Genomic DNA, 22,509 nt, shown 5'->3' on the forward strand with positions numbered 1-22,509 from the left:
TCTTCTAAAAATTTTAAACTTTCTAAATCGTCTTTTTCTACCAAACTCAAAGCTTTAGCTTGATATTTTTGTATTCATCAGTTACTTTAACTCCTGTCTGTTGGTGACTAATGGTACTATTTTCATTTAGCAGTTTTTTAACAAAAAAAATAAGATGACGATTCGATTGAAGATGCTAGTAAATAAGCATAAACAAATATTAGATTTAAAAAATTCTGATTTTAATTGAATCAGAACTTTTTCATTTTAATTATTTTTACTGTTATCCAGTATATATTCTTCATATTGTTGTCTACCTTCTTCGACCAATTTAAGTCTATATTTATCTCCAGTAAATAATATGCGACTCCACGTATTAATAGGAAATTCTTTTAATAGTGATGTTAGATATTGATCTCCGTCTTTAGGTATCCAGACTTCTTCTAATTTATACTGATCACCATTTATCTTCATTGTTACTTTCATATAATCCAAATAACCACTTACTGAAACATCACTATCTTCTTTATATTGTTCAATATAAAACATTCCATAAATATCTGCTTCATCTTTTGACTCATTGATTTTGAATAATCTATAAGATACGACTGCAAAATCATATTCAAAATATTCATTATCCATATGTGCTAATTCATATCTTAAACTTTTATCGAGTTCTTGAGATGGTGTCACAATCTGATGATCCCAATAAAATAGCAAAGCACTTAATGCTATAACAGTTCCTACAATTACCAAAATTATTCTTTTCTTCTTACTCATTTTTTCCTCCCGCATATATTCATTAAATCATATATATTTTTTTTAGTTATGACCTGAAATATCATGACTATCTAGATACTCATACATTTTTTTGCACATTATGTAGATAATTTCTCCATATATCCTTTTGGATCATCAAGATATATAAGGCCATGTTCTCATAGGCATGTGCTTTAATATATCAATTGTTGTTTGAGGATACTGATATATCCATGTTTTTTCTGGATTAGCTCTTTGTTGATTATTTTTTAAATAAGCGACAAAATAATTAGCTTCCCATATTCAGAAGAATACATATCAATCTGGTTATCTTTATTTTCTCTAAAAGTGTCATTAGTAAGTTAAAGCAAAACACAATATCCATAAACTTTTATATATGTATTATCTTCTGTGTATCCAAATGCATGTTAAGCTGAAGTTGTTAAATCAAAATGTAAAGGTCCTATCGTTGCTTGATACTCATCTGGTTTTAACCTTGTTTCAATACATTCCATAACAGTCCAAGCAACTTCTTTAGGCAAGTTCACAGACAAATTCAAACAATAATAAGCCTGTATTAACCCCATAAGAACTGTAATAACAACTGATATGATAGTTATTTTTTACTCTTTTTCATTTTGCTCTTCTCACTTCTCATTTAGTTCTTATAATTTATTGAAATGCATTGCTCATGATATGAAATCAAATAATCCATATGAATAATGCTATTGACAAAAAAATTATATAATTTATGAACTATAAATTTTTTAAAAATACTTTAATATATTCTTAAAAATGCTTTAATCTCTTCTATAAATCAATAATATTGTTTATAAAAGAACAGAACTATTATAGAAATACAAAAGTTTTTCTTGTATATAAAAAGCTGTAAAAATTATTTTTTAAAATAATATCTTTACAGCCTTCCATATAAACTAGAATTTTATTATTTTCGTTTTCCAAAATATTCTACTAAGTTGGATATTCCAGAAATTATCCAAAATATTGCAATTATAACTAAAATCATTCTCCAACCTTTAGAGACTTCTGCAACAAAAACAAAAGTATATAAAGCAAATATACTTAATATCAAACAAATTATTGTTGTCATGGCTTTTATTTTTATATGTTTATCCATAATTCAATACCATCTTAAAATCTCATTTATCGCCTTTTACCATTTTTATCAAACTTCTTTCTCAATGCCAATTCTGTTGGAAAAATACAACCAATGAAAGGGACAAGTTGCACAAACACTATAATAGTTCCTACAGTTCCTACATAATCTGTGCTTTTTCCAATGACCAAAAACATAAGTATAATAGTGATTGGTAATGTAATTAATCCACATATATACCATATTTTACCACAATATTGATGAGCAAAGTCCCATGTTTCTTTATTTTTCATAGACATAGATGTACGATATCCAAACATGGCATTTATTTCATTTGGTGCCTTTTTCATAAAATATCTTCCAAAACCAATCATGACACTTGGAATAAGTAAAACCATTATCAACACAAAAATCCAAAATCCCATAAGAAATTTTCCTCCATCAATTACAATCTATTAAATTCACGGCAAAATTCTCTCCATGGTTTTCCAAATGTATGATATGCAATGGGCATATAAACACATAAAAGAAGTAAAATAGGAACCAAAATTGACCCAAGTAAACCAACCAGAACTTCCATTTCTCTAACAGTCAAACCTTCTTCAACATTTGTTACTTGTATAACATTTTGCTCATTATCTACATACACTTTCAATTCATCACCAAACTCATATTCATCAGGAGATAATCCATAATTTGCAAGGGGATGTTCATATTTTTGAGAATCTTGAGTCCAATAAAAGTTTCCATCATAGTCTACTCTTGTTAGGACATAATCAGTTGCATTTTGAGGTGTATTCTTGGCTTCTACCCTTTTTGAAATAGGTGCATCAATAGCCAAATATGTAAAACCCATTATGATTGGAAGGCAACATACAAGAATAAATAAGGTTGTTCTTTTTTTCATTGTATGATATGAACGATGAATTTCTTGATATTTTTCTTTTGGTAAATTTTCTTTTGCCCATCTTAAAGCCAAACGCTGTGCTTTAAAATGAAATGCACTCGACAAGCCTAATAATTTCATAAATATCCCCTCCTTCACATAGATTTAGCATTTATTTTATTTTCATTTCTCTACTCTTATTATAACAATCGCAATTCAGCCATTCAATCAAATTCATAATGTGACTTTCTTTTACTATACCTTTTATTGAAACTTCTTTTTTAATAAAAAACAGTTAATCATAATAGACTAACCGCTTTGTGTCATGTTGGATATGAATTTATTGATCATGTATTTCATTTAATTTTTTTCTAAAAGAGCAAGTATCTCTTTAAATGTCTGTATATTGTACTTCTGTTCATATTTTGCTACTCGTAATGCATAAAACAGTGTGACAATCTCTAAGAATACTGATACTGCTATTCCATACCAATGAAATAATACTGCAAGAGGAATTATCAAAACAATCACAATTAACAACAATATTGTAGTTCTATAGCTGTCTTTTCTCAATTTTTCTATATCTCCTTTGATGAACTTATCAAGTGAGATTTGAAAGACTTCACTTAACAGCAAGATACTATTCACATCATAATTAAAGTCATCCTATATATCAATCAAAGACCTTTGTCACACTCTAAAATGACTGTCAAAAGTCTTTAGCCTTATATCTAAGCCAACCATACAAAGAATAAAACGAGTAAACCACTCAATAAAGTCATACTTCCCATAACCATTCCACCTACAGCAGCAGTGCTATCTTGTTTATAACCATCAATATAACTATATTTGGGATCATGATAATCATACCAAATCTTCACTTGATCTCCTCTTTCATACTGGCAATATGTTGTACCCCCAATTCATTTCTACTCTTATGATTTCATCATTAACGACATACTCATAAGTTGGGAAATACGCTCTACTATGATTTGTTTTCATAGAACTGATACTGACAATCTTTCCATAAGTATATGATAAACATCGCTTTTTCTTATCTTTTTTTGTTTTAAAATAAACGATGCTTTTTTTCAAAAGAAAATCACCTATTCCACAAAACAACAAAGGAAATAATGTTCCTATCATTATTTTTTCAGACAATCCCATCATGATACTCCCTTCAAACTCTCATTTATGCAAATTTTATGAATATATTTCTCACAGACAAAAATATATGATATCAAATTTATATTATAAAGATACAAGCCAAGGATACCACCAATCAATGCTCCAAACAAAAGAGCTTTATAATTCACTTGTTTGACTTTCTTATTCATAATGTCCTCCATCAATTCTCATAAAAGACTTCTTTTCATATATAATAAGGGATATGGATTTCCCTGTTCGTCTAATGCTGTTCGTTTATAAACTTCAAATCCCATATATTCATAAAATCCTTTCGCTAGCGGATTTTGTTCATTGACAGTGAGTTTGTTAATTGCATAATTTTCAATAGCGTATTGTATGAATTGTTTTCCTAACCCTTTTCCTCTGTATTCATTTGAAATAAATAACATTTCAAGCGTTTGATCAGCAACACCCATGAAACCTATGGGTTTGCCTTCTTTGTTTTCTGCTACCATCAAAATAGGAACATCTGTCAGTGCTTGTGGAACATACTGCTTAATATGATGAATTTCATCAGGTGATAAAAATAAATGCGTTGCTTGAACAGAACTTTCCCATACATCAACTAGCTCTTGAATCAATACAGAGTTGCGCTCTTCAACTCGAACTATTTTCAATTGATTTTTCCCTCCCAACTTCCACTTTCCTAATATACATCATTATAACAAATCTTCTATCAATTTTCATGAGAAACCTTTTATATGTGATGATCATTGATATATTGAATAAATTTTTTCATTGCCGGTGATAAAATGAAATCTTTTTTCCAGACCATAACTGAGTGACTTTCAAGTTTTGGTTCTAATGGAACAAACGTTAAATCACGCATTTCATCAATACTCTCTAAACAAAAAGCAATTCCTAAATCATTTTTAATAAAATGAACCAAGTTATAACCCAAATTATAATATGCTGCAATATTTAGATTTTGATAATACTTTCCAAACCAATTTTCTATTTCATTGATAACCATTGTACGATTAGACATTAATAATCTTTCATTGATTAAATCTTGAGGTTTAATCAATGATTTCTTTGCGAGGGGAGAATCACTTTTTGTTAAAATTCCCCATTGTTCTTTTTGTGCCATTTTTTTAAAATTATATTTCGTTATATCTACTGGTTCTACTAATAAACCTAAATCCACAATGCCTTTATCAAGATTATTTTTAATCGTATCAGAATTAGCTGTAATAATTTCAAATTTAACCAAAGGATTATCTTTTGAAAAACGACTTACTATTTGAGATAAATATTTCACTCCTAAAGCTTCTCCACAGCCAATCGTTATTAAACCTGTGATATGATGGGCATCATGATTAAAATCTTCTTTTATTTTTTCTTCAATTTGTATCATCTCTTGTGCTCTTTGTCTAAAAAGCATGCCTTCACTTGTGAGTTCAATGCTATGTTGTTTTCTTTCAAATAACTGAACGCCTAATTCATCTTCTAATTGAATTAATTGTCTTGATAAAGTGGGCTGTGTAATATGAAGCAATTCTGCAGCCTTTGTTATATTTTCTTCCCTGGAAACCATTAAAAAATATTTTAATACTCTTAGTTCCATGTTGATATCCCTCCTTCTATAAAAACAATAAACAAGAAGCTTATACTTCTTGTTTATAGTCACCTTAAATCTATTATTTTTGAGCCATCATTCCTACTAAACGATGAGGTTGATATGGTTCTTCCAAATAGGCTTTTTCTTCATCTGTTAGTTCTAATTCAGTTGCTTTCACAGCTCCATCAATATGATGAAGTTTTGTTGCGCCAACAATAGGTGAAGCCACTTTTGACATTAACCATGATAATGAAATTTCAGTCATTGACACATTATGTTTTTCAGCTAATTCCATAACTCTATCAATAATGATTCTATCTTGTTTTTCTGTAGCATCATATTTGCCTTTGGCATAGCTATCTTCCTGCATTCTTTTTGATTGTTCTCCTGGATGTTTAGCTAATCTTCCTGATGCCAAAGCACTATATGGTGTCATAGCAATGTTATCTTCTTTACAAAGTTTAGCCATTTCACGTTCTTCTTCTCTAAAGATCAAATTATAATGTCCTTGAATGGAAATAAATTCTTCATAACCTTTCGCACGAGCAATAGCATTCGCTTTCGCAAGCTGATAAGCAAAACAGTTTGAAATACCGATATATCTTACTTTTCCTTCTTGAATCAATTCATGTAATCCTTCTAATATATCTTCAATAGGTGTATGATCATCCCAAGAATGACAAATATATAAATCAACATAATCCATGTTCAAACGTTTTAAACTGGCTTCTAAACAATTTCTGACATGTTGCTTTCCAGAAATACCATTTGCAATTTCTTCAGGTGTTCTTGCTGAAAATTTAGTCGCAATCACAACATCTTCTCTTCTTGCAAAATCTTTGATTGCTCTACCTAAAAATTCTTCACTTGTTCCTCCCTGATAAGCCATCGCTGTATCAAAAAAGTTAATACCATTATCTAGCGCATACTTTATAATTTCTCTAGATTTATCTTCTGGCAAAGTCCAAGAATGCATTCCCTTTGTTGCATCACCAAATCCCATACATCCCAAACATACTTTTGATACTTTTAAATCACTATTTCCTAACATTGTATATTTCATATATTTGACCTCCTTCAAAGCAATGTTTTTATCTTTCCATGTATAGTGTCATCCATTCATAATTACAGTCATCAAAATCTTTTCATTCTTCATTTATATAAGACAACTGTTAAATAGATATATTCATATATATCATGGCTATCTCGACATCTATTATATTATTCTTTCTTACATAAAAAAACAATTTACAAAGATTTTATAAAGTCTATATATTGACATTTTTTATAAAATGTCTACTTAAATTCTTTCTAAAATCCTGTTGCACTGTTATTCTATTCTTTACTATCAATCTATGACATCTTTCATGAAATATAAATATAGACGAAAAGGATTAAAAAATCATTTAATCCTTTCTATCAATTCTCTTCATCAAGTGATAATGTCACAGTGACATTTCCTCGACCAAGAATTTCCATCAATTCACTTTTAGAAATTCCCTGTATTTGACCCAATTGAGTAAAATTCCATGTATTAGGTCGATAATAAATGACAAACATATGTCCTAAATACAAAATCAAATCACAAGCTTCAGTTGTTATGCTTTGATCATTGGTTGGTAAATGGAATCCCAAATCACCTACTTTTTCCATACTTGCATAATCTTCCATTTCAATTGTGATGGGACCATTTTGAAGCTTTTCTTTTAATGCTTTTGTAGAAGAATTATCAACCAATGATGCCTTTAAAATTTTTTCACCAATCTGAATCATCATAATTATCAGCTCCTTTTTACTTTTCATTCCATATCATTCTATTATTTTCATCCAAAATCATTTCATGATATATTTATTCAAGATATGCTTCAATTTCTATTGTCCCTGACATATCTTCAATATATTCACTTCCTGAAATAGCTTGTCCTAGTTCATAAAGGCCACTGGCACTGCCAAAATCTTCATAAAACATGACTACATTTGTCCATGGTTCATAATAGGCTAATGTTCCTGTCACAGCATCAGCACTCACTGCATCTGTCATTGTTAAATCAACAGGTGGATAAAATATTTTTTCATTATCACTATAATTTTCTACTTCAATAGTAAGGGGTAATTGTTCATATAATGAGTTTGCTGCTTGGCTATCGTTTAATTCAAAAATAGTGATTTGTCCATTCGAAGTGACACTGATTTTTTTAGACTCTTTTGATGTCACATCTTGTTCAACAGTTTCCTGATGATCCTGAGTTTGTGTCGTACTCGTACGATTTGGTTCTGTCTGATTTTGACAACCTAATAAAGAAAAACACATCACTAAGGATAATATTATTTTGATAATATTTTTCATACTAACCCTCCCTTATTTCAACTTTAAATCATCTTAATTAAAAACAGAATGATATCATTCATTTGTTAATAAGAACTTTAAATCCAACATAAATTTCAATATGATATATTTATTGCTTAGTTTTCATTAGATAAATAAAATAATCCAATATATCAATAGATTTATAACAAGTATGCGCTTTTTCCAATAAAGACTGTCGATATCTTGTCAGCATATCTATTCTTTGTGATAGTGTGCTATCACCTTCACTTATATATTGAATATACTTTTTCATATCCTGTATACTCATTCCTACATTTTTTAAAGTCATAAGAAAACTAAGCTTTTGTATGTCTTTTTCTTCATATATCTTTTTTCCATTTATTTGCTTGACTTCATCAAAAAAACCTTGATTTTCAAAATCCTGAATACAGTCAACAGGAACATTATATGCTAAACTGATTTCATTGATATTCATTGTTTCACCACCTTATCAATAAGTATTTCTACATATTTTACTTAACTGCTATTCGTTTTAATAATTGGTTTCCTATCAATGAAAATGTCACCATAATCAATAAATAATCCAAGTAAAAACGAAGTTTCAATTCTGAAAAATCAAAGAACTTAAATTCAGTCATAAAGAACATATCTTGCCACATTCTTCTTTGATAAAAGACAAACAAACCACAAACGAGAACGGCTATCATAACTATATGGAATATTTGATGATGTCTTATATATAACGAACTTCTTTTCAATTTTGCTATCATCGCATTGAAATGGAATCCAATATGAATAGACATCACAATATATAGCCATGATGAAGAAACCAGATGCACTGTTCTTCCTAAAGATGTTCCTCCAAGATCTATAAAGCTTAGGACATCTCTTGAAATCATAAAGCCACTTACAGCTGTACATATCATAGCAATGAATAAACATGTATTGATGATGGTTTGAAAGATTCTTACTGGTGTATATCTTCCTTTAAACAATGTTGTATACCATTTTCTATTCCAAATATGATGCCATATAAATAACAGACATAAGATGACTCCAAGCCATTCATGTACAAAATTTGACCATAGATGATACCCCATCACAACAATCAATAATATTGTCATGATGATATCTAAAATGATTTTATTCTTTTTCATCTAATCAACCATTCCTATATCTGATAACCATTGATTGACATCATCTTGACAGCTATCTGTATCAGGGCGATAAACACCAAATGCATCTAGCAGTGTACTATGAGGTAAAGCATCCTGTAAGTCTTCAATACTTCTTCCCAGTCCACCTGTCCCATGTGCACAAAATGGAATTATTGTTTTGTTGGATAAATCATAACTTTCGATAAATGAGAAAATGGCCATTGGACATGAAGACCACCAATTCGGATAACCTAAAAATATAACATCATATTCATCCATATTTTCTACTGTATCTACAATTATAGGTCTTGCCTGTTGTGCAGGTTCGTCTGAAGCACGATCTAAACATTCATCATAGTCACTGGAATAAGGTTCATCTACAATAATAGAAAACATATCTCCACCTACTTGCTCCTGAATAAAATGTGCGACTTTTTCTGTATTACCTGGTGCTAAAACACTGGCTGATGTCGAAGCATCAACATCTACACTTGATGGATCATCCACATGTGTATTATCTGCCCATGTAAAATAAGCAATCAATATTTTTCCATCTGAACTTATCGTTTCGTTAGGTACAGAAACACTCTGTTGTTCATTAACCTTTGATACATTGTCATTGCTTTGACATGCACTTAATAGACATACACAAAATACGAATAAAAGGCATTTAATTTTTTTCATATCCTTCCACTTCCTTTCTAACTACATCTTATCTAACAAACAACCATATGTCTAATACTTATCAATCATATTGAGCCATGCTTATAAAGCATTTGTAAGTGTAGACTCTCTAATCGTATCCATACCTCAAATAAAGATATTTTACTCATTACAAAAAATTCCAAAAATAAAAAGAGTTGAAAATTATCAACTCTCATCTAGGCTTTTATTGCAAAGTATTAAGATTCTTTAGTAAACCCTTTTTCCTCTAAAGCTTTTTCTAAATCGCTTAATGGATATGTTCCGTCATCATTATATTTTTCTGGGTCTAATCCACAATTAATATGAATATAATCTTTTATTGTAGCATTATCAATTTCTTGTAATTCGTATGCTGATTCTAATATAATATTTTTATCATTTTTAGAAATACTCATTTCAACTCCTGAATTTTTATTATATTCATCTACTAGTGTAGCTTTATTATCCTCATACAATTCATTTACATAAGTCGTTGAGGCTTTAGAATAATCATATTCTGATTTCATCTGTACTTCATGTACACTATCATTAATAAAAATAATACTTAATTGATATTTATTTGTTATATCAAACCACTCATTTGTTTCACTATCAATATCTTCAGACTCTTCTGTCATAACATATGTTACACTTTCAGTATTATTTTGTGTTTCATTATCTATATTTTCTGACGAATTATTAGAACAACCTACTAAAGCAATGCACATTATTAATCCTACTATATAAAATATTTTTTTCATTCTATACCTCCTACCACTCAGATAAATTAGTACCTAAATCTTTATTTAATCCTTCAATACAACTTCCGTTGTCTAATTTACAATTCTTATTTAAATCATCATATCCGCTATAATGAATTAACTTATAACCATCATGATAAATTGATTTCTCATTAGACAATAATTTGCTTAACCATACTTCCTGACTATCTTCATCATATCCAGAAACAATATCACATGATTTCATATAATCGTAATCTGTACTTGTATCTGTAACTTTATCAAAATCGATTTTATCTGTACATAGAAAAGCTCCTTTTACAACAGGAATTCCGCCATTACCCAAATAAGTAATTCCACCAGATACTGAAAAACCATTCTTTATGTAACTAAAATTTTTAGATTTAGGAATTTTAATCGAATTAACTTTATCACCAAATTCAGATATATCTTGATCGCCCATTTCAAAATATGACTCATCAACTTTCTTTCCACCGTTCATTTCACTTAAATCATCAAAAGTATAAAAGTCATAATTAGCACAACTTACAACTTTATCGTTTTCAACATAAAGCATAAGTCCATCCCAAGTGTTATTACCATTTTCATCTAGTTTTGTTAAACTATATATACCATTATAACTACTATCTCTTTTTGTTTCTATTTTGTATGAATCATCATTATAAGCATTTCCTGATTTATAATCAGACCATAATTTATATCCACCAAAAATAATTCCAAAAAATAAGACAACTCCTACAATATCAGATAATATCTTCTTAACAGTCGTCTTTCTTTTTAATCTTTTTACAGCTTTATCATATTCCTTACCATGAAGATTGCTGATATCTTCTCTTTTCACATATCCTTACCCCAAATATATATTTTATATCTATATCATTTTATTTCAGTATTATGTTTTCTACACTTTTATCATACAAAATCGATATTATATTCTTTAACTACTTATAATGATTATTTGCAATTAACTGCACTTTATGCAATTGAGGTGGTGCAGATGTCTTCGACTTCCGGTGTTTTTACATGAGAATAATCATATAGCAGTGTAAAAAAAGACTATTTCATATGATATGTATAATTTTTTATTACACATGTATTATACCATAAACGCAAACTTTTCTCAATGCAAAATTTGTGAAATGCATAAATTTGTTTTGGATATTTCGACATAGATTGATGATGTTTGTTTTTTCTTATTTTTACTATAATAGCTGGTATAGGATATTGGGATAGATTGTTGACAATGTTCAAGAATGATAGTAATAATAAAATCAGAAAACAATATAAAGGCTTTACCTATTCGGGAATAATAACCCAAATAACCTATGGGAGCCATCTCAAAATACTGTATTTATATAACAAAGAGGAGGAGTAAGTATGAAGACGGATATCAAATATAAACAATGTGACGATAAACTTCTAAAAGAATATAAAAAACGTGGCGAGATTAGTCAATTTCCATATGGATGTTTGTATGGAATCGATACGTATACACTTTATTATTATAGGGAATCTGAACCCAATATTCCAATAGCTTTCATTTCTTTAGCATTAGAAGGAGAATCACTTACAATTTATGAATTTGAAGTTGTTAAGTCTAAGCAAAGACAAAGAATTGGACAATCCATCATCTCAGATATTCAGCAAAACGGAATCAATTTGATTAACAAATATTTTAATTCAATTAACTTAAATCCTTCAGACAAAGATGCATATGAATTCTGGGAAACTTGTGGTTTTGAATCAGAAGATAAAGAAACTATGATTTGGGAAAAGAAATAATGAAATAGTTGTTATTGTTATAACTTTCACCGTCATAAAAAAATCCCTAAAAAATGAGACAAATCGAACTTTTAATAAAACTTCTGATTGAATAGTATGGAAAACGAGAAATTTTTAAAATATTTACTTCATTTACAGATTTTTTTGGATTCATATTATAATATTATAATTAAAACACCAACCCTTCTTCGGTTGGTATTTTTTATTGGCCTAATACTTTCTTAATTCTTTCCATATCCTCTTCACTTAAAGTATTTTCTTTTCCTGAAGATAGAATTGTCTGAATCAAATTACCAGAATGAGTAAAAACAACATCAGAATTTACAAAACATGTTGCTTGATGTATGAATACATATCCATCAATCCAACAATGAATCTGATTTTGTTTTAAAATCTGTGACAGTATATATGTTTGTCTTTTTACCTGTTTGATAGGGTTTTTTATAGAATCTTGATAATGATTTCCTTTTCCTGATGTTTTAGTGATTTTCCATTCCCTATCATCTTCATTACCTTGAATATTGCCTTTATAATTCTTCGTTTCAACAATAACAATCCCTTTGTTGCTTAAAATAAGATTGTCTATCTCACTTCTCTGACCTTCATATTCAATAGGAATATTAGATAGAATAGTATAGTTTGAAGGTAGGTTTTCTAATACATTCTGTGTTCTTGCCTCTCCTTGAATACCACTTTTTAATCTTTGATATGGTCTTTGACAAAAATATATTAAAGCTGAACCAATAACCATGAATATAAAAGCAATAGGAAGATTTGACTTTAATTGGCTTGATTTTTCAAATTGAACATACCACTCATTGCTGCCTAAAGGAGCAGTGACACGTCCAGCAATAAAACTATATAAAAAATATATAACAAATATTGTTACACAAACATAGCCTATAACCACTCCAAATTTTAGATATTTAATTTTTGATTTGTTATCCATTTCTATCCCTCTCTTTTCAACATCATAATTATATAAAAAAACTTTTGCTCAGTAAATACAGAATCTAGTTTAATTATTATTCTTAAATTTTGTCTTAAATGTATAAACATGATAAAATACTAGTAATAGTGGTATACCGCTGGAGTGATATATTTGAAAGCAATATATTTAGAAAGGAAAGATGGATATATGTCATTTAATCACGCAATGCTCAATGAAGAATTAATGTGTTATGAAACGGGAAAATACTATCAAAATTCATCATGCTTTTTTATATTAAAACAACTAAAATACATCAAAAAATCTTATAGATTATTAAAGGAGTATTTATGTTAAAAAAAATCATCATTTCTCTATTAGGTCTATCATCAATATTAAGTCTCCTGTTTCTTTGGTTTTGTTCTTGGAGATTAGATTTATACGTTGAGAATAAAGATGATGATTCTTTTTTTCATTCCACTCAAATAAAAGGATATGCCAGGGGATTAGATGAAGCTAAGTTTCAAAGAAGTCAAAATAATGAAAAAGATTTGCTTATTTTATTTCGTGATTGTGATATATTTCAATATCCTCATATTTATTATGAAGACACGATTTATTTAAAAACATCTGCATTACATTATTCATTGCATGATGCAAACACTTATGCACAATTTTCAATTAGCGGAAAATATTCCCAAGAAAATCAAGATGAATTTGAAAAACTGCAACAAGATTTTGAAAATGCTTTAGATAAAAACATAGCAAAAAGAAATTACAATTTTACCAGTTATATTGAATCAAATAAAAACCAAAATAATACTTCTTATACATTTACAATTTACTCTACTTTAATTTTCCCATTAACAAAAGAAAACATTTATGAGGAAAAAGGGTTATATGAACCACAAAATTATAATAAAAATGACATTCAAGTGGGAAGAAAACTATTTGAATATGATTTTAAGATATACCAAACAAACATTCAAAAGAAAATAAACCAATATAAACTGTACTGTGAAATATCTACCATAACACTTTTTCTATCAATCCTTTTGCTTATAATTTATTTATTCAAAAAAAGCTAAACGTATCATAACCACGCCTAAAAGACGTGGTATGTACGCGCCCTAGAAGGGCATTCTGTTGCGCTGTGTTTCACACTCTGAAGCCTGACAGCCGCAACGCCTTTTCTGGCTAGCCCTTTAAGGGCTTTTATTTTTTGCCTCCTTTTACTGGCTCACCCGTGAACGGGTCTATGAATTCTCTCATACTCATTTGATCATATAGCTTATCTTCCTGCAATTGATTTTGAATATATTCCTTGATTACTTTTTCATTCTTTCCAACTATTATCATACTAAAATAGTCTTATCATTTAAAGTGATTATTTCTTATTCATTCACTTTGATAAGACTTTTTCTTTTATTTTGACTATTTTCTTTATTTTTCTTTTTATTTAATTTGGCATTCAACACTTTGTTCTTCTTGACCTTTTTGATAGCTATCTTCAAGTTCTCCTGACTTAAAATCTTTTCCATTAATTTCATTTGCTGCTCCTCCTCTATTTGTAAATCTATCCGGAACCATCCCAATTACCTTTACCATCTATGGTTGCGCTCCATAGTTCTAGGCTATCCTCATATTCGGACTGTCCAGACATTGCTTATAGTGATTTGCACTCTATAAACGTTTCAGTCCTTCAGTATCTCTACCTACTATGACTTCATCTGACTTCTTATGGCAAACCTTTTTCGACCGAGGGTACTATCACTGATTTTAAAGTTTACTAGACTTCCTCGTCCATAAGACCTCCCGGGGTAATTCATGAACCCTCTTTCTTTCACAACGTCCTGATTTACTGTCTTGGTTTTACGTTTACCTTTTGGACTTCGATTTGTTATGCAACCTTATCCACCATTTAGCCTTATATCAGGTTTCTGTTCGTACGCTCGAAAGAATCGCTACACCACTTCCTTCACCCATGACATCACTGTCAACGGCTTGTGGTTCACTACACTTGGCGGTAAATACCCGTGGTTGGTTTATCTCCAACTGAATTCATGCCCTGCCCGGCACACATATAAAAAATGAACATCATTTTTATGACATTCATTTTTATCATCTATTCATTTTGGGAAGGATAAAAAGAATAGATTCAACAAAATATGATAATATAACAGAGCAAATATTAGATTTGTCTGGCTGCTATAAATCCTTCATGAATAGCATCGTAAATTTGACGAACTTTCTTGCTATCCCCTATATTATAAACTTCCATTTCTGTATTTTCTTCTAATTGATTTGCAAGATCATACTGAGGAGTAAATCCTGCTGCAATAACAACATTATCAGCATCAACAGTATTTTCGTTACCCCATCTGTCAATTAAAACTACCCCATTATCTTCTACAGCAACCAAACGTTTACCAGTCATAATTTTTATATTTGATTGAGCAATGGCAATATTATAAGCTTGACAAGATGAACCAGAATTAGCTAAGAAAGTATCTGCCATTTCTACAATGGTTACATTTTTTCCATCATTATCTAATTCTAGTGCTGTTTCAGCTCCTGTAATACCTCCACCAATAATAACGACATTTTTTCCATCAACAACTCGAGAACCATTTAAATAGTCATTTGCATAAACAACTGATGACTTATCACTACCTGGAACATCTAAAATTCTTGTTTTACCTCCTATGGCAATAATAACAGCATCATAGCCACCTTGAACAAGCATATCATAATTTGCTTCTTTTTTAACTAAAGTAATATTAGGATCATGAGTAATATGGTCTTCATAATAATTAATCAAACGTTTGATATTTGCCTTATTGTCTGGTTTACTTGCTTCTATCATAGCACCACCAAAACTTCTCTTTTCAAAAATAGTGACTTTATGTCCTCGTAAAGATGCCGTCAATGCTGCTTCACATCCTGCTGGACCAGCACCTACAATTGCTACATTTTTCTTAACTTCAGCTTCAACAATAGGTTTGCATTCAAATCTGTATAAAGTTGGATTCACTGTACAATGGATTGGTGTATGACCTAACATTCCTTTATCAATACAACCGATCATACAATTGATACATGGTTTAATATCTCTTGCTTTCCCCTCTTTCGCTTTTTTAGCCCATGCTGGGTCAGCCAATTGAGAACGTCCTAAAGCCACAAAATCACCATTTCCTTCAGCCAGCATTTTTTCTGCCTCTTCAGGAGAGAAAATATTGTGTCCAATAAATACAGGAATATGAACAGCATCTTTAATCATTCTTGTATGTTCAGCATTAAAAGCATTTGGCAATAAGAATTGTCGAGATGCAGTTGCATGTGTCCCACCCATCATATTTAAATGAGATACACCTTCTTTTTCTAATGCTTTCGCAACTTCAATTGTTTCCTCTATACGAATTCCTTCTGGTTCCCAATCTTCAGTACTTAATTTAACACCAATAGGAAAATCAGCTCCACATTTCTGTTTCATATTTCTGACAATCTCTATCAATAATCTCATACGATTATGCAGTGATCCACCATACATATCAGTACGTTTGTTATCATGAGGTGATAAGAAATTTGTAGGAATACATCCAGCAGCCCCATGAATTTCAAGGACTTCAAACCCAGCTTTTTTTGCTCTTAAAGCAGCATCTCCAAATTTCTCTACTAAATCATGAATTTCTTCAATAGTTAAAGCTCTAGGCATTTTAAATCCCATTTCATACCATGGTTCAAAAGTAATTGGTGATGCTCCAATAACATCAGCACTTCCTACAAATGCTGCATCTCTACCAGGATGTGCCAATTGTAGACCAGGAGTTGCTCCATGTTCTTTGACTGTTTCTGCCAACAAAGTTAATCCAGCAATAAATTCATCTTTGTCCGCTCTTAAACCACAAGATGTCATAGGAACAGGTACAGCATTATCCATAAAAATAAGTCCAGCACCACCATCAGCAGCTTGTGCATAAGCTTTAATTTGTCTATCAGTGACTGTACCATCTGGATTACCTAAGTACGTTCCCATAGAATTACGTACAATTCTATTTTTGATAACAACGTTTCCAATTTTTCCTTTTTCAAATAGATGAGGGTAATATTTGTTTTTCATACTTTATCTCCTTATATCTTTATTATTTCTATAAATAATGATATAATTATGATAAATAATTAACAAGCGATAAATCACTTAAAAAAGTTGCATATGCAACTTTTTCATAATGAATGTTGCATTAGAGAGGAAAAAATGAGTAAAGATTTAAGAAACATCAAAACAAAAGAAAATATTGAATCACATTTTATCAATTTATTAGAACGCTATAAATTCCAAGACATTACCATTAAACTATTAATTAATGAATGTCAAATCAATCGTTCTACTTTTTATAGAAATTATGAAGACAAATACGATTTAATTTATAAAATAGTTGAAGAACTCATCAAGCAATTTAAAAAAAATATTCATTGCCAATTTATTACTCTTCATTTAAAAAAAGAGAATGATTTTAAACCATATTTTAGTTCATTATTAGATTATTTTAATAAACATAAAGATATTTTTATAGTGTTATACAATAATGATTTACCCATAAATATTTTTGATGAAATGCTGACAATCTATAGTCATTATTTATTAAACGAACTTATTTATCATTATCACATTAGTGATTCTCAAATCAAAATTGCTAATTATTTTTCAAAAATTATTGCTTCAAACATCTTAGTTGCTATAAAATGGTGGCATCTAGAAAGCCCACAAACATCAAAAGAAGAAATATTACAAATCATCACTATTACTATCACAGAAGGTATTTTAGCAAGTTTACATTCCCAATTTTTATAAATAATTTGAAAATAAAATAATTTTCTCATAACAATACTAGAACACGAAATCATTGCTTTATGACAATTCATTTCTTGTTCTTTTTTTAATCATAAACATATGATTACCAATAATTTCATCATAAATGAGCTAAAAAATATACAAATAAACATTTATATTCAAGATAAAAAAATGAATCCGCATCTTAATTATCAAACTTTTATATCTAGTGAATATTCTTAAGCTTCATTCGTCTTGCTTTTATCTTTCCAAGAACACCCGACAAGTACATTGTAATCACAATTAACATACCAAAGTCCAAACCCAGCCCTGCACTTGCTATATATTCGTATAAACTGTCTGGTGTATTCAAACCTAATGTTTCAATTACTAAAAACGCTATCATTCCTAACAAAGCAGCAATCGTTAACCAAAATAATTTTATCTTTATTTTTTGATTTATTGTTTCCGCATAATCCGATAACTTTAATACTGTTTCTTTGACTTCTTCATTCATTTTCTCGCTCTTCCTTCCTCCATCAATAATTTCAGGGATACTCACATTATAGAACTCAGCCAAATTAATCAAAATACTTATGTCCGGCATATTTGTGCCTCTTTGAATTCCGATATCGGAATCTTTAGAAAGTCGGGATATCAGTTTCCCAATTAGAAATAGTCTGTCTGGAAACCATAAGATTTTCTGCTGATTGCTCTTGTGTATATTCTTTTTGTATGCGAGCACTTTTTATTTGATCGGCTATTCTCATTATCCCCACCCTCCTTCACTTACGAGTTTATCAAAATAATATAAATCTTTCTATCAAACATCTTTTACAAAAAGAAAAATTTATGTAAAAATTCTTTGACATCATCTAAAAAATAAATACATATTATTCAATAATCAAATCATATTCTCTTGGAGACTTAACATTTATGGTACAAAAACGATATTGTTCTCTTTGTTGATATGCATGATGGCAAATACTATAACCATTTTTTGTTATTGTGGTGTTTTTACGAACTATCTTTTTAAGGTCATTAAAAAGTTGATTAGATAATTCATTTTCATAATGTATAGTTGAAATTTCAGTTGGAAAGAGTATAGAATCCTTGTATAGTCCACCCAAATCAATAAAAGTATTTTCTAGATTTTCTTCAGTTAATGTAGAATATCTTTCTGTATTTGTATGGCTAACTTTTATTTTTTTCCAGTGACAGACACATCCTTGATAGAATATCAAAAACTGATTATTTCCTATTTTCCTTCCAGTTGTATTGATTCCAAAGCTAGAAATATTTAATATGTTATTGATTCGAATATTTTTCTGTTGAGAATAAGTAGGAACATAATATACTGTAAAATTTTGTTGAAAAGTTAAAAATATGTTTTGTAAATCTTCTTTTGTTGCAAATATTTTCATACTTTTCTTCATTTAATTCATCTCCTAAATTTAATTTTTAAAACCTTATAAATAATTGATATTCAACAATAATTCAGAATCAAATCTGTTAAATAAATCATAAATAATCTAATGACCCTATTTTATTCTAAAAGAACATTATAAAATATATTGGTAGATAAATAATTTTACCTTTAACCTTTATTTGTCTTTCGTTAGATAAAACATATACCTTTTGAATATGATAACTTTCATTTTTCAATAAATTATTAAGAGCACTATGAACTGTATAATCTTTTCCAGATTTCACTTCAATAGGAACAGCAGATAAGCTATCATAATCATCATACAAGAAATCTACTTCCCCTTTTGAACGATTATCATAATAATATAATCTCGAACCATGAGCAATAAGCTCACTGGCAACAACATTTTCATAAACTGATCCTAAGTTTATACTTTTTTCATTATCTAATACTGCTCTTATATTAGGTCCATAAAGAATACTTGTAAATATACCAACATCATTAAAATAAAGCTTGAGCAGATTCTTTCCCATCGATTCTATTAACGGAAAAGATGGATTAGATATTGCCTGTACAGCTAAAGCAATACCAGAACTTATTAAATATTCAAATTCATCAACATAGTCATTAAATGTTTTTCCTTTTTTATTCTCTATATTCTTTATAATCATACGTTTCTTTTTATTCTCCATATTTGATGGAATCATGTCATATATACGTCGTATTTTCAATTTGTTTTCTTGGCCATATTTAGAAGCATCTGCTGCATAATATTCATGAATTTCATTTTGTATTTGACGTACCTCCTGAATATTTTTGTTTTCTATATATGAATTTACAGCATCTGGCAAGCCACCAACTAACAAATATTTTTTAAATAAATCCATTATTTTTTGATGCACTGATTCATCTAATGATTCTAAATTTTTAAATTTATTTTGCATTGATTCAATAACAAATTGATTCATCCCATTGGCATATAAGAATTCCTCAAAATCTAAAGGATACATATGAATTCTTTTAATACTTCCCATAGGAATAGAAGTTGTTTGAGATAAAGTAACTCCAAGTAATGATCCGCTGGCTATATATGTAAATCTATTATCTTGTGCCAGAAATTTTAATAATGTTAAAAAATGTGGATATGCTTGAATTTCGTCAATAAATATAAGAGTCTCTTCTTTTTGACTCATTTTGTTTCCATCTGTCATACTTACTTGTAAATAGAAATCTTCTACAGATTTTACATTTTCATATAATCTATTACTTATTGAGTCTTCAATCATATTAATTTCAATAAAATTTTTAAATAATTTTTTCCCTACATAACGAATAATATATGTTTTCCCGACTTGACGTGCTCCATCTACGAGTAATATCTTTGAATTCTCTGATAATAAATGTTCTTCAATAACTTGACTTATTTTCCTATATAACATATCTCTCCTCCATATTTTAAATAGAAATAAATTTCATGATAATAAACTTTTCAATAAAATTATATAGCTTATTTTATGACTTTTCAATATTTTTATATCTATAAAGCAATGACTTTTCAATATTTTTTATTATATAAAATGATAATTTTTCAATATTTTCTCATATTATTTGTCAATAAGACATGATTTTTATCATTGATGAATGGTATATAACATATCATATAGCATATAATTGTAAATCAAAATATAAATTACAGTTTACAATTATATTAACATCTGTTATGATAGCTATAACATTAAGAACAGGTGGTATATATTATGACAAAAGTAATCTCAAAAAACAAAACAAGTGATATTGTCTATATAGGTATATTCGCTGCGATGATATCAATTTGTTCATGGATAACTATTCCTGCAACTGTTCCATTTACCTTACAAACGATGGGCATCTTTACTGCGATTGGTATTTTAGGTGGTCAAAAAGGAACTTTAGCTGTATTGACTTATATTCTTTTAGGAGCAGTTGGTATTCCTGTATTTTCAGGATTTTCCGGTGGTATTGGTATTATTTTTGGCACAACGGATGGTTATATTATAGGCTTTTTATTTTCAGCAATACTTATGTGGAGAATAGAAGCAATATTTGGAAGAAATCAAATCGTTTTCATTCTTTCTATGATTGCTGGTCTTTTTGTATGTTATGCATTTGGAACAGCATGGTTTATGATGATCTATACTCAACAATCTGGACTTGTTGAGATTTCTACAGTTCTAGAGTGGTGTGTCATCCCATTTATTATACCCGATTTTATAAAAATGGCAGTGGCCCTTTTTTTAACAAAAAGACTCAAGAAAATATGCCAATAAAAATCAAGGAAATAAATAAAAAGAATATCATATTTGTTGTTAAAATATAGCACATATTCATAGGTAATATTATATCAATAAAAAATGAGAAAGATAAATAAAAACTCTATCTTCCTCATTTTTTCACAACATCTTTTAACATTGAATGATATAATAATCATGCTTAATAGAAGGCAAGACTTTCTCAAATAAATCTTTTGTCTTTATTTTCATACTTGTTGTATTGATACAAGGATGGAAACCAATATATTCCTCTTTGAGAATATCCTCATCTACAATGAGCTGTACATGACAATCCGTATCATTGATTAATCCTATGACACTCACTGAGCCAGGCGTTATATCAAGATATTCAAGCATTTTATCATCACTCGCAAAGCTTAACCTTGAACTATGAATCTGTTTTGATATATCTTTTGTTTTAAACTTTTTATGTCCTAATAACATCAACAAATAATATTGACTCTTGTTAGAATTGACTAAAAATAAATTTTTGCATATTGCTGCATCTAATTCCTCTTCAATTTTCACACAGTCTTCCATGGTCATAGCACTCTCATGATCAATACGCATATATTCTATAGAAAGAGAATCTAATAAGTCATAAACCCTGATTTCTTTTTTTAATCTATTCTCTATATCTATCGGTCTTCCTTTCATTAATACCATAAGATTATCACATCCTTTTTCATTCACATAAGAACATTATACTCCAATTCTTGATTTTTGAAATCTATTTTTCATTTCTTATAGATATGATAATTATCTATAAGAAATGAAAAGTAAAATAAAGAGTTAATAGTGTTGTTAGT

32 protein-coding genes and 1 pseudogene are annotated in these 22,509 nt (G+C 29.2%); 5 read left to right on the forward strand and 28 right to left on the reverse strand.

Going from position 1 to position 22,509, the window contains the following annotated elements; genetic code table 11:
• Positions 1–246: 246 nt before the first annotated feature.
• The 19 genes from KEC48_RS06895 to KEC48_RS06985 all read right to left on the reverse strand — a co-directional run bounded on the left by KEC48_RS06895 (position 247) and on the right by KEC48_RS06985 (position 11,262).
• On the reverse strand, positions 247–759 hold the full coding sequence (locus KEC48_RS06895) for a hypothetical protein (RefSeq protein ID WP_211965057.1): 513 nt from the start codon (positions 757–759) through the stop codon (positions 247–249).
• A gap of 407 nt (positions 760–1,166) precedes the next feature.
• Complete coding sequence (locus KEC48_RS06900; protein WP_211965058.1) at positions 1,167–1,325, reverse strand: hypothetical protein; 159 nt, start codon at positions 1,323–1,325, stop codon at positions 1,167–1,169.
• Positions 1,326–1,684: 359 nt separating this feature from the next.
• Positions 1,685–1,876, reverse strand: coding sequence for a hypothetical protein (locus tag KEC48_RS06905; protein WP_211965059.1), 192 nt, complete (start codon positions 1,874–1,876; stop codon positions 1,685–1,687).
• Between the two features lie 26 nt (positions 1,877–1,902).
• Positions 1,903–2,280: an SdpI family protein gene (locus KEC48_RS06910; RefSeq protein ID WP_211965061.1), complete on the reverse strand. Its 378-nt coding sequence runs from the start codon at positions 2,278–2,280 to the stop codon at positions 1,903–1,905.
• Between the two features lie 20 nt (positions 2,281–2,300).
• On the reverse strand, positions 2,301–2,882 hold the full coding sequence (locus KEC48_RS06915) for a hypothetical protein (RefSeq protein WP_211965063.1): 582 nt from the start codon (positions 2,880–2,882) through the stop codon (positions 2,301–2,303).
• Between the two features lie 219 nt (positions 2,883–3,101).
• Positions 3,102–3,389, reverse strand: a complete 288-nt coding sequence (locus KEC48_RS06920; RefSeq protein ID WP_211965065.1) for a hypothetical protein — start codon at positions 3,387–3,389, stop codon at positions 3,102–3,104.
• An 83-nt stretch (positions 3,390–3,472) separates the two neighbouring features.
• Complete coding sequence (locus tag KEC48_RS06925; RefSeq protein ID WP_211965067.1) at positions 3,473–3,622, reverse strand: hypothetical protein; 150 nt, start codon at positions 3,620–3,622, stop codon at positions 3,473–3,475.
• A gap of 13 nt (positions 3,623–3,635) precedes the next feature.
• Positions 3,636–3,908, reverse strand: a complete 273-nt coding sequence (locus KEC48_RS06930) for a hypothetical protein (RefSeq protein WP_211965069.1) — start codon at positions 3,906–3,908, stop codon at positions 3,636–3,638.
• Complete coding sequence (locus KEC48_RS06935; protein WP_211965071.1) at positions 3,908–4,078, reverse strand: hypothetical protein; 171 nt, start codon at positions 4,076–4,078, stop codon at positions 3,908–3,910. Before KEC48_RS06935 ends, KEC48_RS06930 begins: the two co-directional genes overlap by 1 nt.
• 18 nt (positions 4,079–4,096) lie before the next feature.
• The gene (locus KEC48_RS06940; RefSeq protein ID WP_211965073.1) at positions 4,097–4,546 is read right to left on the reverse strand and encodes a GNAT family N-acetyltransferase; all 450 of its coding nucleotides are present in this window, start codon (positions 4,544–4,546) and stop codon (positions 4,097–4,099) included.
• Positions 4,547–4,626: 80 nt separating this feature from the next.
• The gene (locus KEC48_RS06945; RefSeq protein ID WP_211965075.1) at positions 4,627–5,496 is read right to left on the reverse strand and encodes a LysR family transcriptional regulator; all 870 of its coding nucleotides are present in this window, start codon (positions 5,494–5,496) and stop codon (positions 4,627–4,629) included.
• A gap of 73 nt (positions 5,497–5,569) precedes the next feature.
• A complete protein-coding gene (locus KEC48_RS06950; protein WP_087245963.1) occupies positions 5,570–6,553 on the reverse strand; it encodes an aldo/keto reductase in 984 nt (327 codons plus the stop codon).
• Positions 6,554–6,909: 356 nt separating this feature from the next.
• Complete coding sequence (locus KEC48_RS06955; RefSeq protein ID WP_211965077.1) at positions 6,910–7,293, reverse strand: cyclophilin-like fold protein; 384 nt, start codon at positions 7,291–7,293, stop codon at positions 6,910–6,912.
• A 46-nt stretch (positions 7,294–7,339) separates the two neighbouring features.
• Positions 7,340–7,837 carry a cyclophilin-like fold protein gene (locus KEC48_RS06960; protein ID WP_249191417.1) on the reverse strand — a complete coding sequence of 166 codons (498 nt, stop codon included), beginning with the start codon at positions 7,835–7,837 and terminating at the stop codon, positions 7,340–7,342.
• A 109-nt stretch (positions 7,838–7,946) separates the two neighbouring features.
• Entirely contained in the window at positions 7,947–8,294 is a 348-nt protein-coding gene (locus tag KEC48_RS06965) for a MerR family transcriptional regulator (RefSeq protein WP_211965079.1), read from the reverse strand.
• Between the two features lie 37 nt (positions 8,295–8,331).
• Positions 8,332–8,976, reverse strand: a complete 645-nt coding sequence (locus tag KEC48_RS06970; protein WP_087298218.1) for a DUF4405 domain-containing protein — start codon at positions 8,974–8,976, stop codon at positions 8,332–8,334.
• The gene (locus KEC48_RS06975) at positions 8,977–9,660 is read right to left on the reverse strand and encodes a flavodoxin (protein WP_087298219.1); all 684 of its coding nucleotides are present in this window, start codon (positions 9,658–9,660) and stop codon (positions 8,977–8,979) included. It lies immediately after the preceding gene.
• Between the two features lie 218 nt (positions 9,661–9,878).
• Entirely contained in the window at positions 9,879–10,421 is a 543-nt protein-coding gene (locus tag KEC48_RS06980; RefSeq protein ID WP_087298220.1) for a hypothetical protein, read from the reverse strand.
• A gap of 10 nt (positions 10,422–10,431) precedes the next feature.
• Positions 10,432–11,262, reverse strand: a complete 831-nt coding sequence (locus KEC48_RS06985) for a hypothetical protein (RefSeq protein WP_087245945.1) — start codon at positions 11,260–11,262, stop codon at positions 10,432–10,434.
• Positions 11,263–11,798: 536 nt separating this feature from the next.
• On the opposite strand from KEC48_RS06985, the gene KEC48_RS06990 reads away from it, so the two are divergent.
• Complete coding sequence (locus KEC48_RS06990; protein ID WP_087245943.1) at positions 11,799–12,203, forward strand: hypothetical protein; 405 nt, start codon at positions 11,799–11,801, stop codon at positions 12,201–12,203.
• A gap of 202 nt (positions 12,204–12,405) precedes the next feature.
• Here KEC48_RS06990 and KEC48_RS06995 read toward each other — a convergent pair whose 3' ends face one another.
• A complete protein-coding gene (locus KEC48_RS06995) occupies positions 12,406–13,152 on the reverse strand; it encodes a nuclease-related domain-containing protein (protein ID WP_129739333.1) in 747 nt (248 codons plus the stop codon).
• 153 nt (positions 13,153–13,305) lie between these two features.
• Here KEC48_RS06995 and KEC48_RS07000 point away from each other — a divergent pair, with 153 nt between their 5' ends.
• Complete coding sequence (locus KEC48_RS07000; protein WP_087245939.1) at positions 13,306–13,488, forward strand: hypothetical protein; 183 nt, start codon at positions 13,306–13,308, stop codon at positions 13,486–13,488.
• Positions 13,482–14,219, forward strand: coding sequence for a hypothetical protein (locus tag KEC48_RS07005; protein WP_087298222.1), 738 nt, complete (start codon positions 13,482–13,484; stop codon positions 14,217–14,219). Before KEC48_RS07000 ends, KEC48_RS07005 begins: the two co-directional genes overlap by 7 nt.
• A gap of 127 nt (positions 14,220–14,346) precedes the next feature.
• Here the strand turns inward: KEC48_RS07005 and KEC48_RS07010 are convergent.
• The 3 genes and pseudogenes from KEC48_RS07010 to KEC48_RS07020 form a co-directional block, all read right to left on the reverse strand.
• Positions 14,347–14,499 (reverse strand): annotated as a pseudogene (locus KEC48_RS07010) (IS200/IS605 family transposase); the annotation flags it as partial.
• A gap of 87 nt (positions 14,500–14,586) precedes the next feature.
• Positions 14,587–14,739, reverse strand: a complete 153-nt coding sequence (locus KEC48_RS07015) for a hypothetical protein (RefSeq protein WP_211965081.1) — start codon at positions 14,737–14,739, stop codon at positions 14,587–14,589.
• Positions 14,740–15,322: 583 nt separating this feature from the next.
• Positions 15,323–17,251 (reverse strand): FAD-dependent oxidoreductase, encoded by a 1,929-nt coding sequence (locus KEC48_RS07020; protein WP_087246112.1) that lies wholly within the window; start codon positions 17,249–17,251, stop codon positions 15,323–15,325.
• A 135-nt stretch (positions 17,252–17,386) separates the two neighbouring features.
• On the opposite strand from KEC48_RS07020, the gene KEC48_RS07025 reads away from it, so the two are divergent.
• The gene (locus KEC48_RS07025; protein ID WP_087246110.1) at positions 17,387–17,983 is read left to right on the forward strand and encodes a TetR/AcrR family transcriptional regulator C-terminal domain-containing protein; all 597 of its coding nucleotides are present in this window, start codon (positions 17,387–17,389) and stop codon (positions 17,981–17,983) included.
• 205 nt (positions 17,984–18,188) lie between these two features.
• On the opposite strand, the gene KEC48_RS07030 is transcribed toward KEC48_RS07025, so the two are convergent.
• The 4 genes from KEC48_RS07030 to KEC48_RS07045 all read right to left on the reverse strand — a co-directional run bounded on the left by KEC48_RS07030 (position 18,189) and on the right by KEC48_RS07045 (position 20,830).
• Positions 18,189–18,569 carry a hypothetical protein gene (locus KEC48_RS07030; RefSeq protein WP_211965084.1) on the reverse strand — a complete coding sequence of 127 codons (381 nt, stop codon included), beginning with the start codon at positions 18,567–18,569 and terminating at the stop codon, positions 18,189–18,191.
• A gap of 34 nt (positions 18,570–18,603) precedes the next feature.
• Positions 18,604–18,732, reverse strand: coding sequence for a helix-turn-helix transcriptional regulator (locus KEC48_RS07035; RefSeq protein ID WP_211965086.1), 129 nt, complete (start codon positions 18,730–18,732; stop codon positions 18,604–18,606).
• Between the two features lie 123 nt (positions 18,733–18,855).
• A complete protein-coding gene (locus KEC48_RS07040; protein WP_211965088.1) occupies positions 18,856–19,398 on the reverse strand; it encodes a hypothetical protein in 543 nt (180 codons plus the stop codon).
• Positions 19,399–19,513: 115 nt separating this feature from the next.
• Complete coding sequence (locus tag KEC48_RS07045; protein ID WP_211965090.1) at positions 19,514–20,830, reverse strand: AAA family ATPase; 1,317 nt, start codon at positions 20,828–20,830, stop codon at positions 19,514–19,516.
• Between the two features lie 318 nt (positions 20,831–21,148).
• Here KEC48_RS07045 and KEC48_RS07050 point away from each other — a divergent pair, with 318 nt between their 5' ends.
• Positions 21,149–21,697, forward strand: a complete 549-nt coding sequence (locus KEC48_RS07050; RefSeq protein WP_211965091.1) for a biotin transporter BioY — start codon at positions 21,149–21,151, stop codon at positions 21,695–21,697.
• 135 nt (positions 21,698–21,832) lie between these two features.
• Here KEC48_RS07050 and KEC48_RS07055 read toward each other — a convergent pair whose 3' ends face one another.
• Positions 21,833–22,393: a prolyl-tRNA synthetase associated domain-containing protein gene (locus tag KEC48_RS07055; RefSeq protein ID WP_349291048.1), complete on the reverse strand. Its 561-nt coding sequence runs from the start codon at positions 22,391–22,393 to the stop codon at positions 21,833–21,835.
• Positions 22,394–22,509 lie beyond the last annotated feature (116 nt).

It is taken from the genome of Clostridium sp. C1, assembly GCF_018223625.1.
Taxonomy (GTDB): domain Bacteria; phylum Bacillota_I; class Bacilli_A; order Erysipelotrichales; family Coprobacillaceae; genus Allocoprobacillus.

Bases quoted from the DNA above. Each gene is read 5' to 3' on its own strand.
- KEC48_RS06895 (WP_211965057.1), bottom strand. From the start codon at position 759: ATGAGTAAGAAGAAAAGAATAATTTTGGTAATTGTAGGAACTGTTATA.
- KEC48_RS06900 (WP_211965058.1), bottom strand. From the start codon at position 1,325: ATGGGGTTAATACAGGCTTATTATTGTTTGAATTTGTCTGTGAACTTG.
- KEC48_RS06905 (WP_211965059.1), bottom strand. From the start codon at position 1,876: ATGGATAAACATATAAAAATAAAAGCCATGACAACAATAATTTGTTTG.
- KEC48_RS06910 (WP_211965061.1), bottom strand. From the start codon at position 2,280: ATGGGATTTTGGATTTTTGTGTTGATAATGGTTTTACTTATTCCAAGT.
- KEC48_RS06915 (WP_211965063.1), bottom strand. From the start codon at position 2,882: ATGAAATTATTAGGCTTGTCGAGTGCATTTCATTTTAAAGCACAGCGT.
- KEC48_RS06930 (WP_211965069.1), bottom strand. From the start codon at position 3,908: ATGGGATTGTCTGAAAAAATAATGATAGGAACATTATTTCCTTTGTTG.
- KEC48_RS06935 (WP_211965071.1), bottom strand. From the start codon at position 4,078: ATGAATAAGAAAGTCAAACAAGTGAATTATAAAGCTCTTTTGTTTGGA.
- KEC48_RS06945 (WP_211965075.1), bottom strand. From the start codon at position 5,496: ATGGAACTAAGAGTATTAAAATATTTTTTAATGGTTTCCAGGGAAGAA.
- KEC48_RS06950 (WP_087245963.1), bottom strand. From the start codon at position 6,553: ATGAAATATACAATGTTAGGAAATAGTGATTTAAAAGTATCAAAAGTA.
- KEC48_RS06955 (WP_211965077.1), bottom strand. From the start codon at position 7,293: ATGAAAAGTAAAAAGGAGCTGATAATTATGATGATTCAGATTGGTGAA.
- KEC48_RS06960 (WP_249191417.1), bottom strand. From the start codon at position 7,837: ATGAAAAATATTATCAAAATAATATTATCCTTAGTGATGTGTTTTTCT.
- KEC48_RS06965 (WP_211965079.1), bottom strand. From the start codon at position 8,294: ATGAATATCAATGAAATCAGTTTAGCATATAATGTTCCTGTTGACTGT.
- KEC48_RS06970 (WP_087298218.1), bottom strand. From the start codon at position 8,976: ATGAAAAAGAATAAAATCATTTTAGATATCATCATGACAATATTATTG.
- KEC48_RS06975 (WP_087298219.1), bottom strand. From the start codon at position 9,660: ATGAAAAAAATTAAATGCCTTTTATTCGTATTTTGTGTATGTCTATTA.
- KEC48_RS06980 (WP_087298220.1), bottom strand. From the start codon at position 10,421: ATGAAAAAAATATTTTATATAGTAGGATTAATAATGTGCATTGCTTTA.
- KEC48_RS06990 (WP_087245943.1), top strand. From the start codon at position 11,799: ATGAAGACGGATATCAAATATAAACAATGTGACGATAAACTTCTAAAA.
- KEC48_RS06995 (WP_129739333.1), bottom strand. From the start codon at position 13,152: ATGGATAACAAATCAAAAATTAAATATCTAAAATTTGGAGTGGTTATA.
- KEC48_RS07005 (WP_087298222.1), top strand. From the start codon at position 13,482: ATGTTAAAAAAAATCATCATTTCTCTATTAGGTCTATCATCAATATTA.
- KEC48_RS07015 (WP_211965081.1), bottom strand. From the start codon at position 14,739: ATGGTAAAGGTAATTGGGATGGTTCCGGATAGATTTACAAATAGAGGA.
- KEC48_RS07020 (WP_087246112.1), bottom strand. From the start codon at position 17,251: ATGAAAAACAAATATTACCCTCATCTATTTGAAAAAGGAAAAATTGGA.
- KEC48_RS07025 (WP_087246110.1), top strand. From the start codon at position 17,387: ATGAGTAAAGATTTAAGAAACATCAAAACAAAAGAAAATATTGAATCA.
- KEC48_RS07030 (WP_211965084.1), bottom strand. From the start codon at position 18,569: ATGCCGGACATAAGTATTTTGATTAATTTGGCTGAGTTCTATAATGTG.
- KEC48_RS07035 (WP_211965086.1), bottom strand. From the start codon at position 18,732: ATGAGAATAGCCGATCAAATAAAAAGTGCTCGCATACAAAAAGAATAT.
- KEC48_RS07040 (WP_211965088.1), bottom strand. From the start codon at position 19,398: ATGAAGAAAAGTATGAAAATATTTGCAACAAAAGAAGATTTACAAAAC.
- KEC48_RS07045 (WP_211965090.1), bottom strand. From the start codon at position 20,830: ATGTTATATAGGAAAATAAGTCAAGTTATTGAAGAACATTTATTATCA.
- KEC48_RS07050 (WP_211965091.1), top strand. From the start codon at position 21,149: ATGACAAAAGTAATCTCAAAAAACAAAACAAGTGATATTGTCTATATA.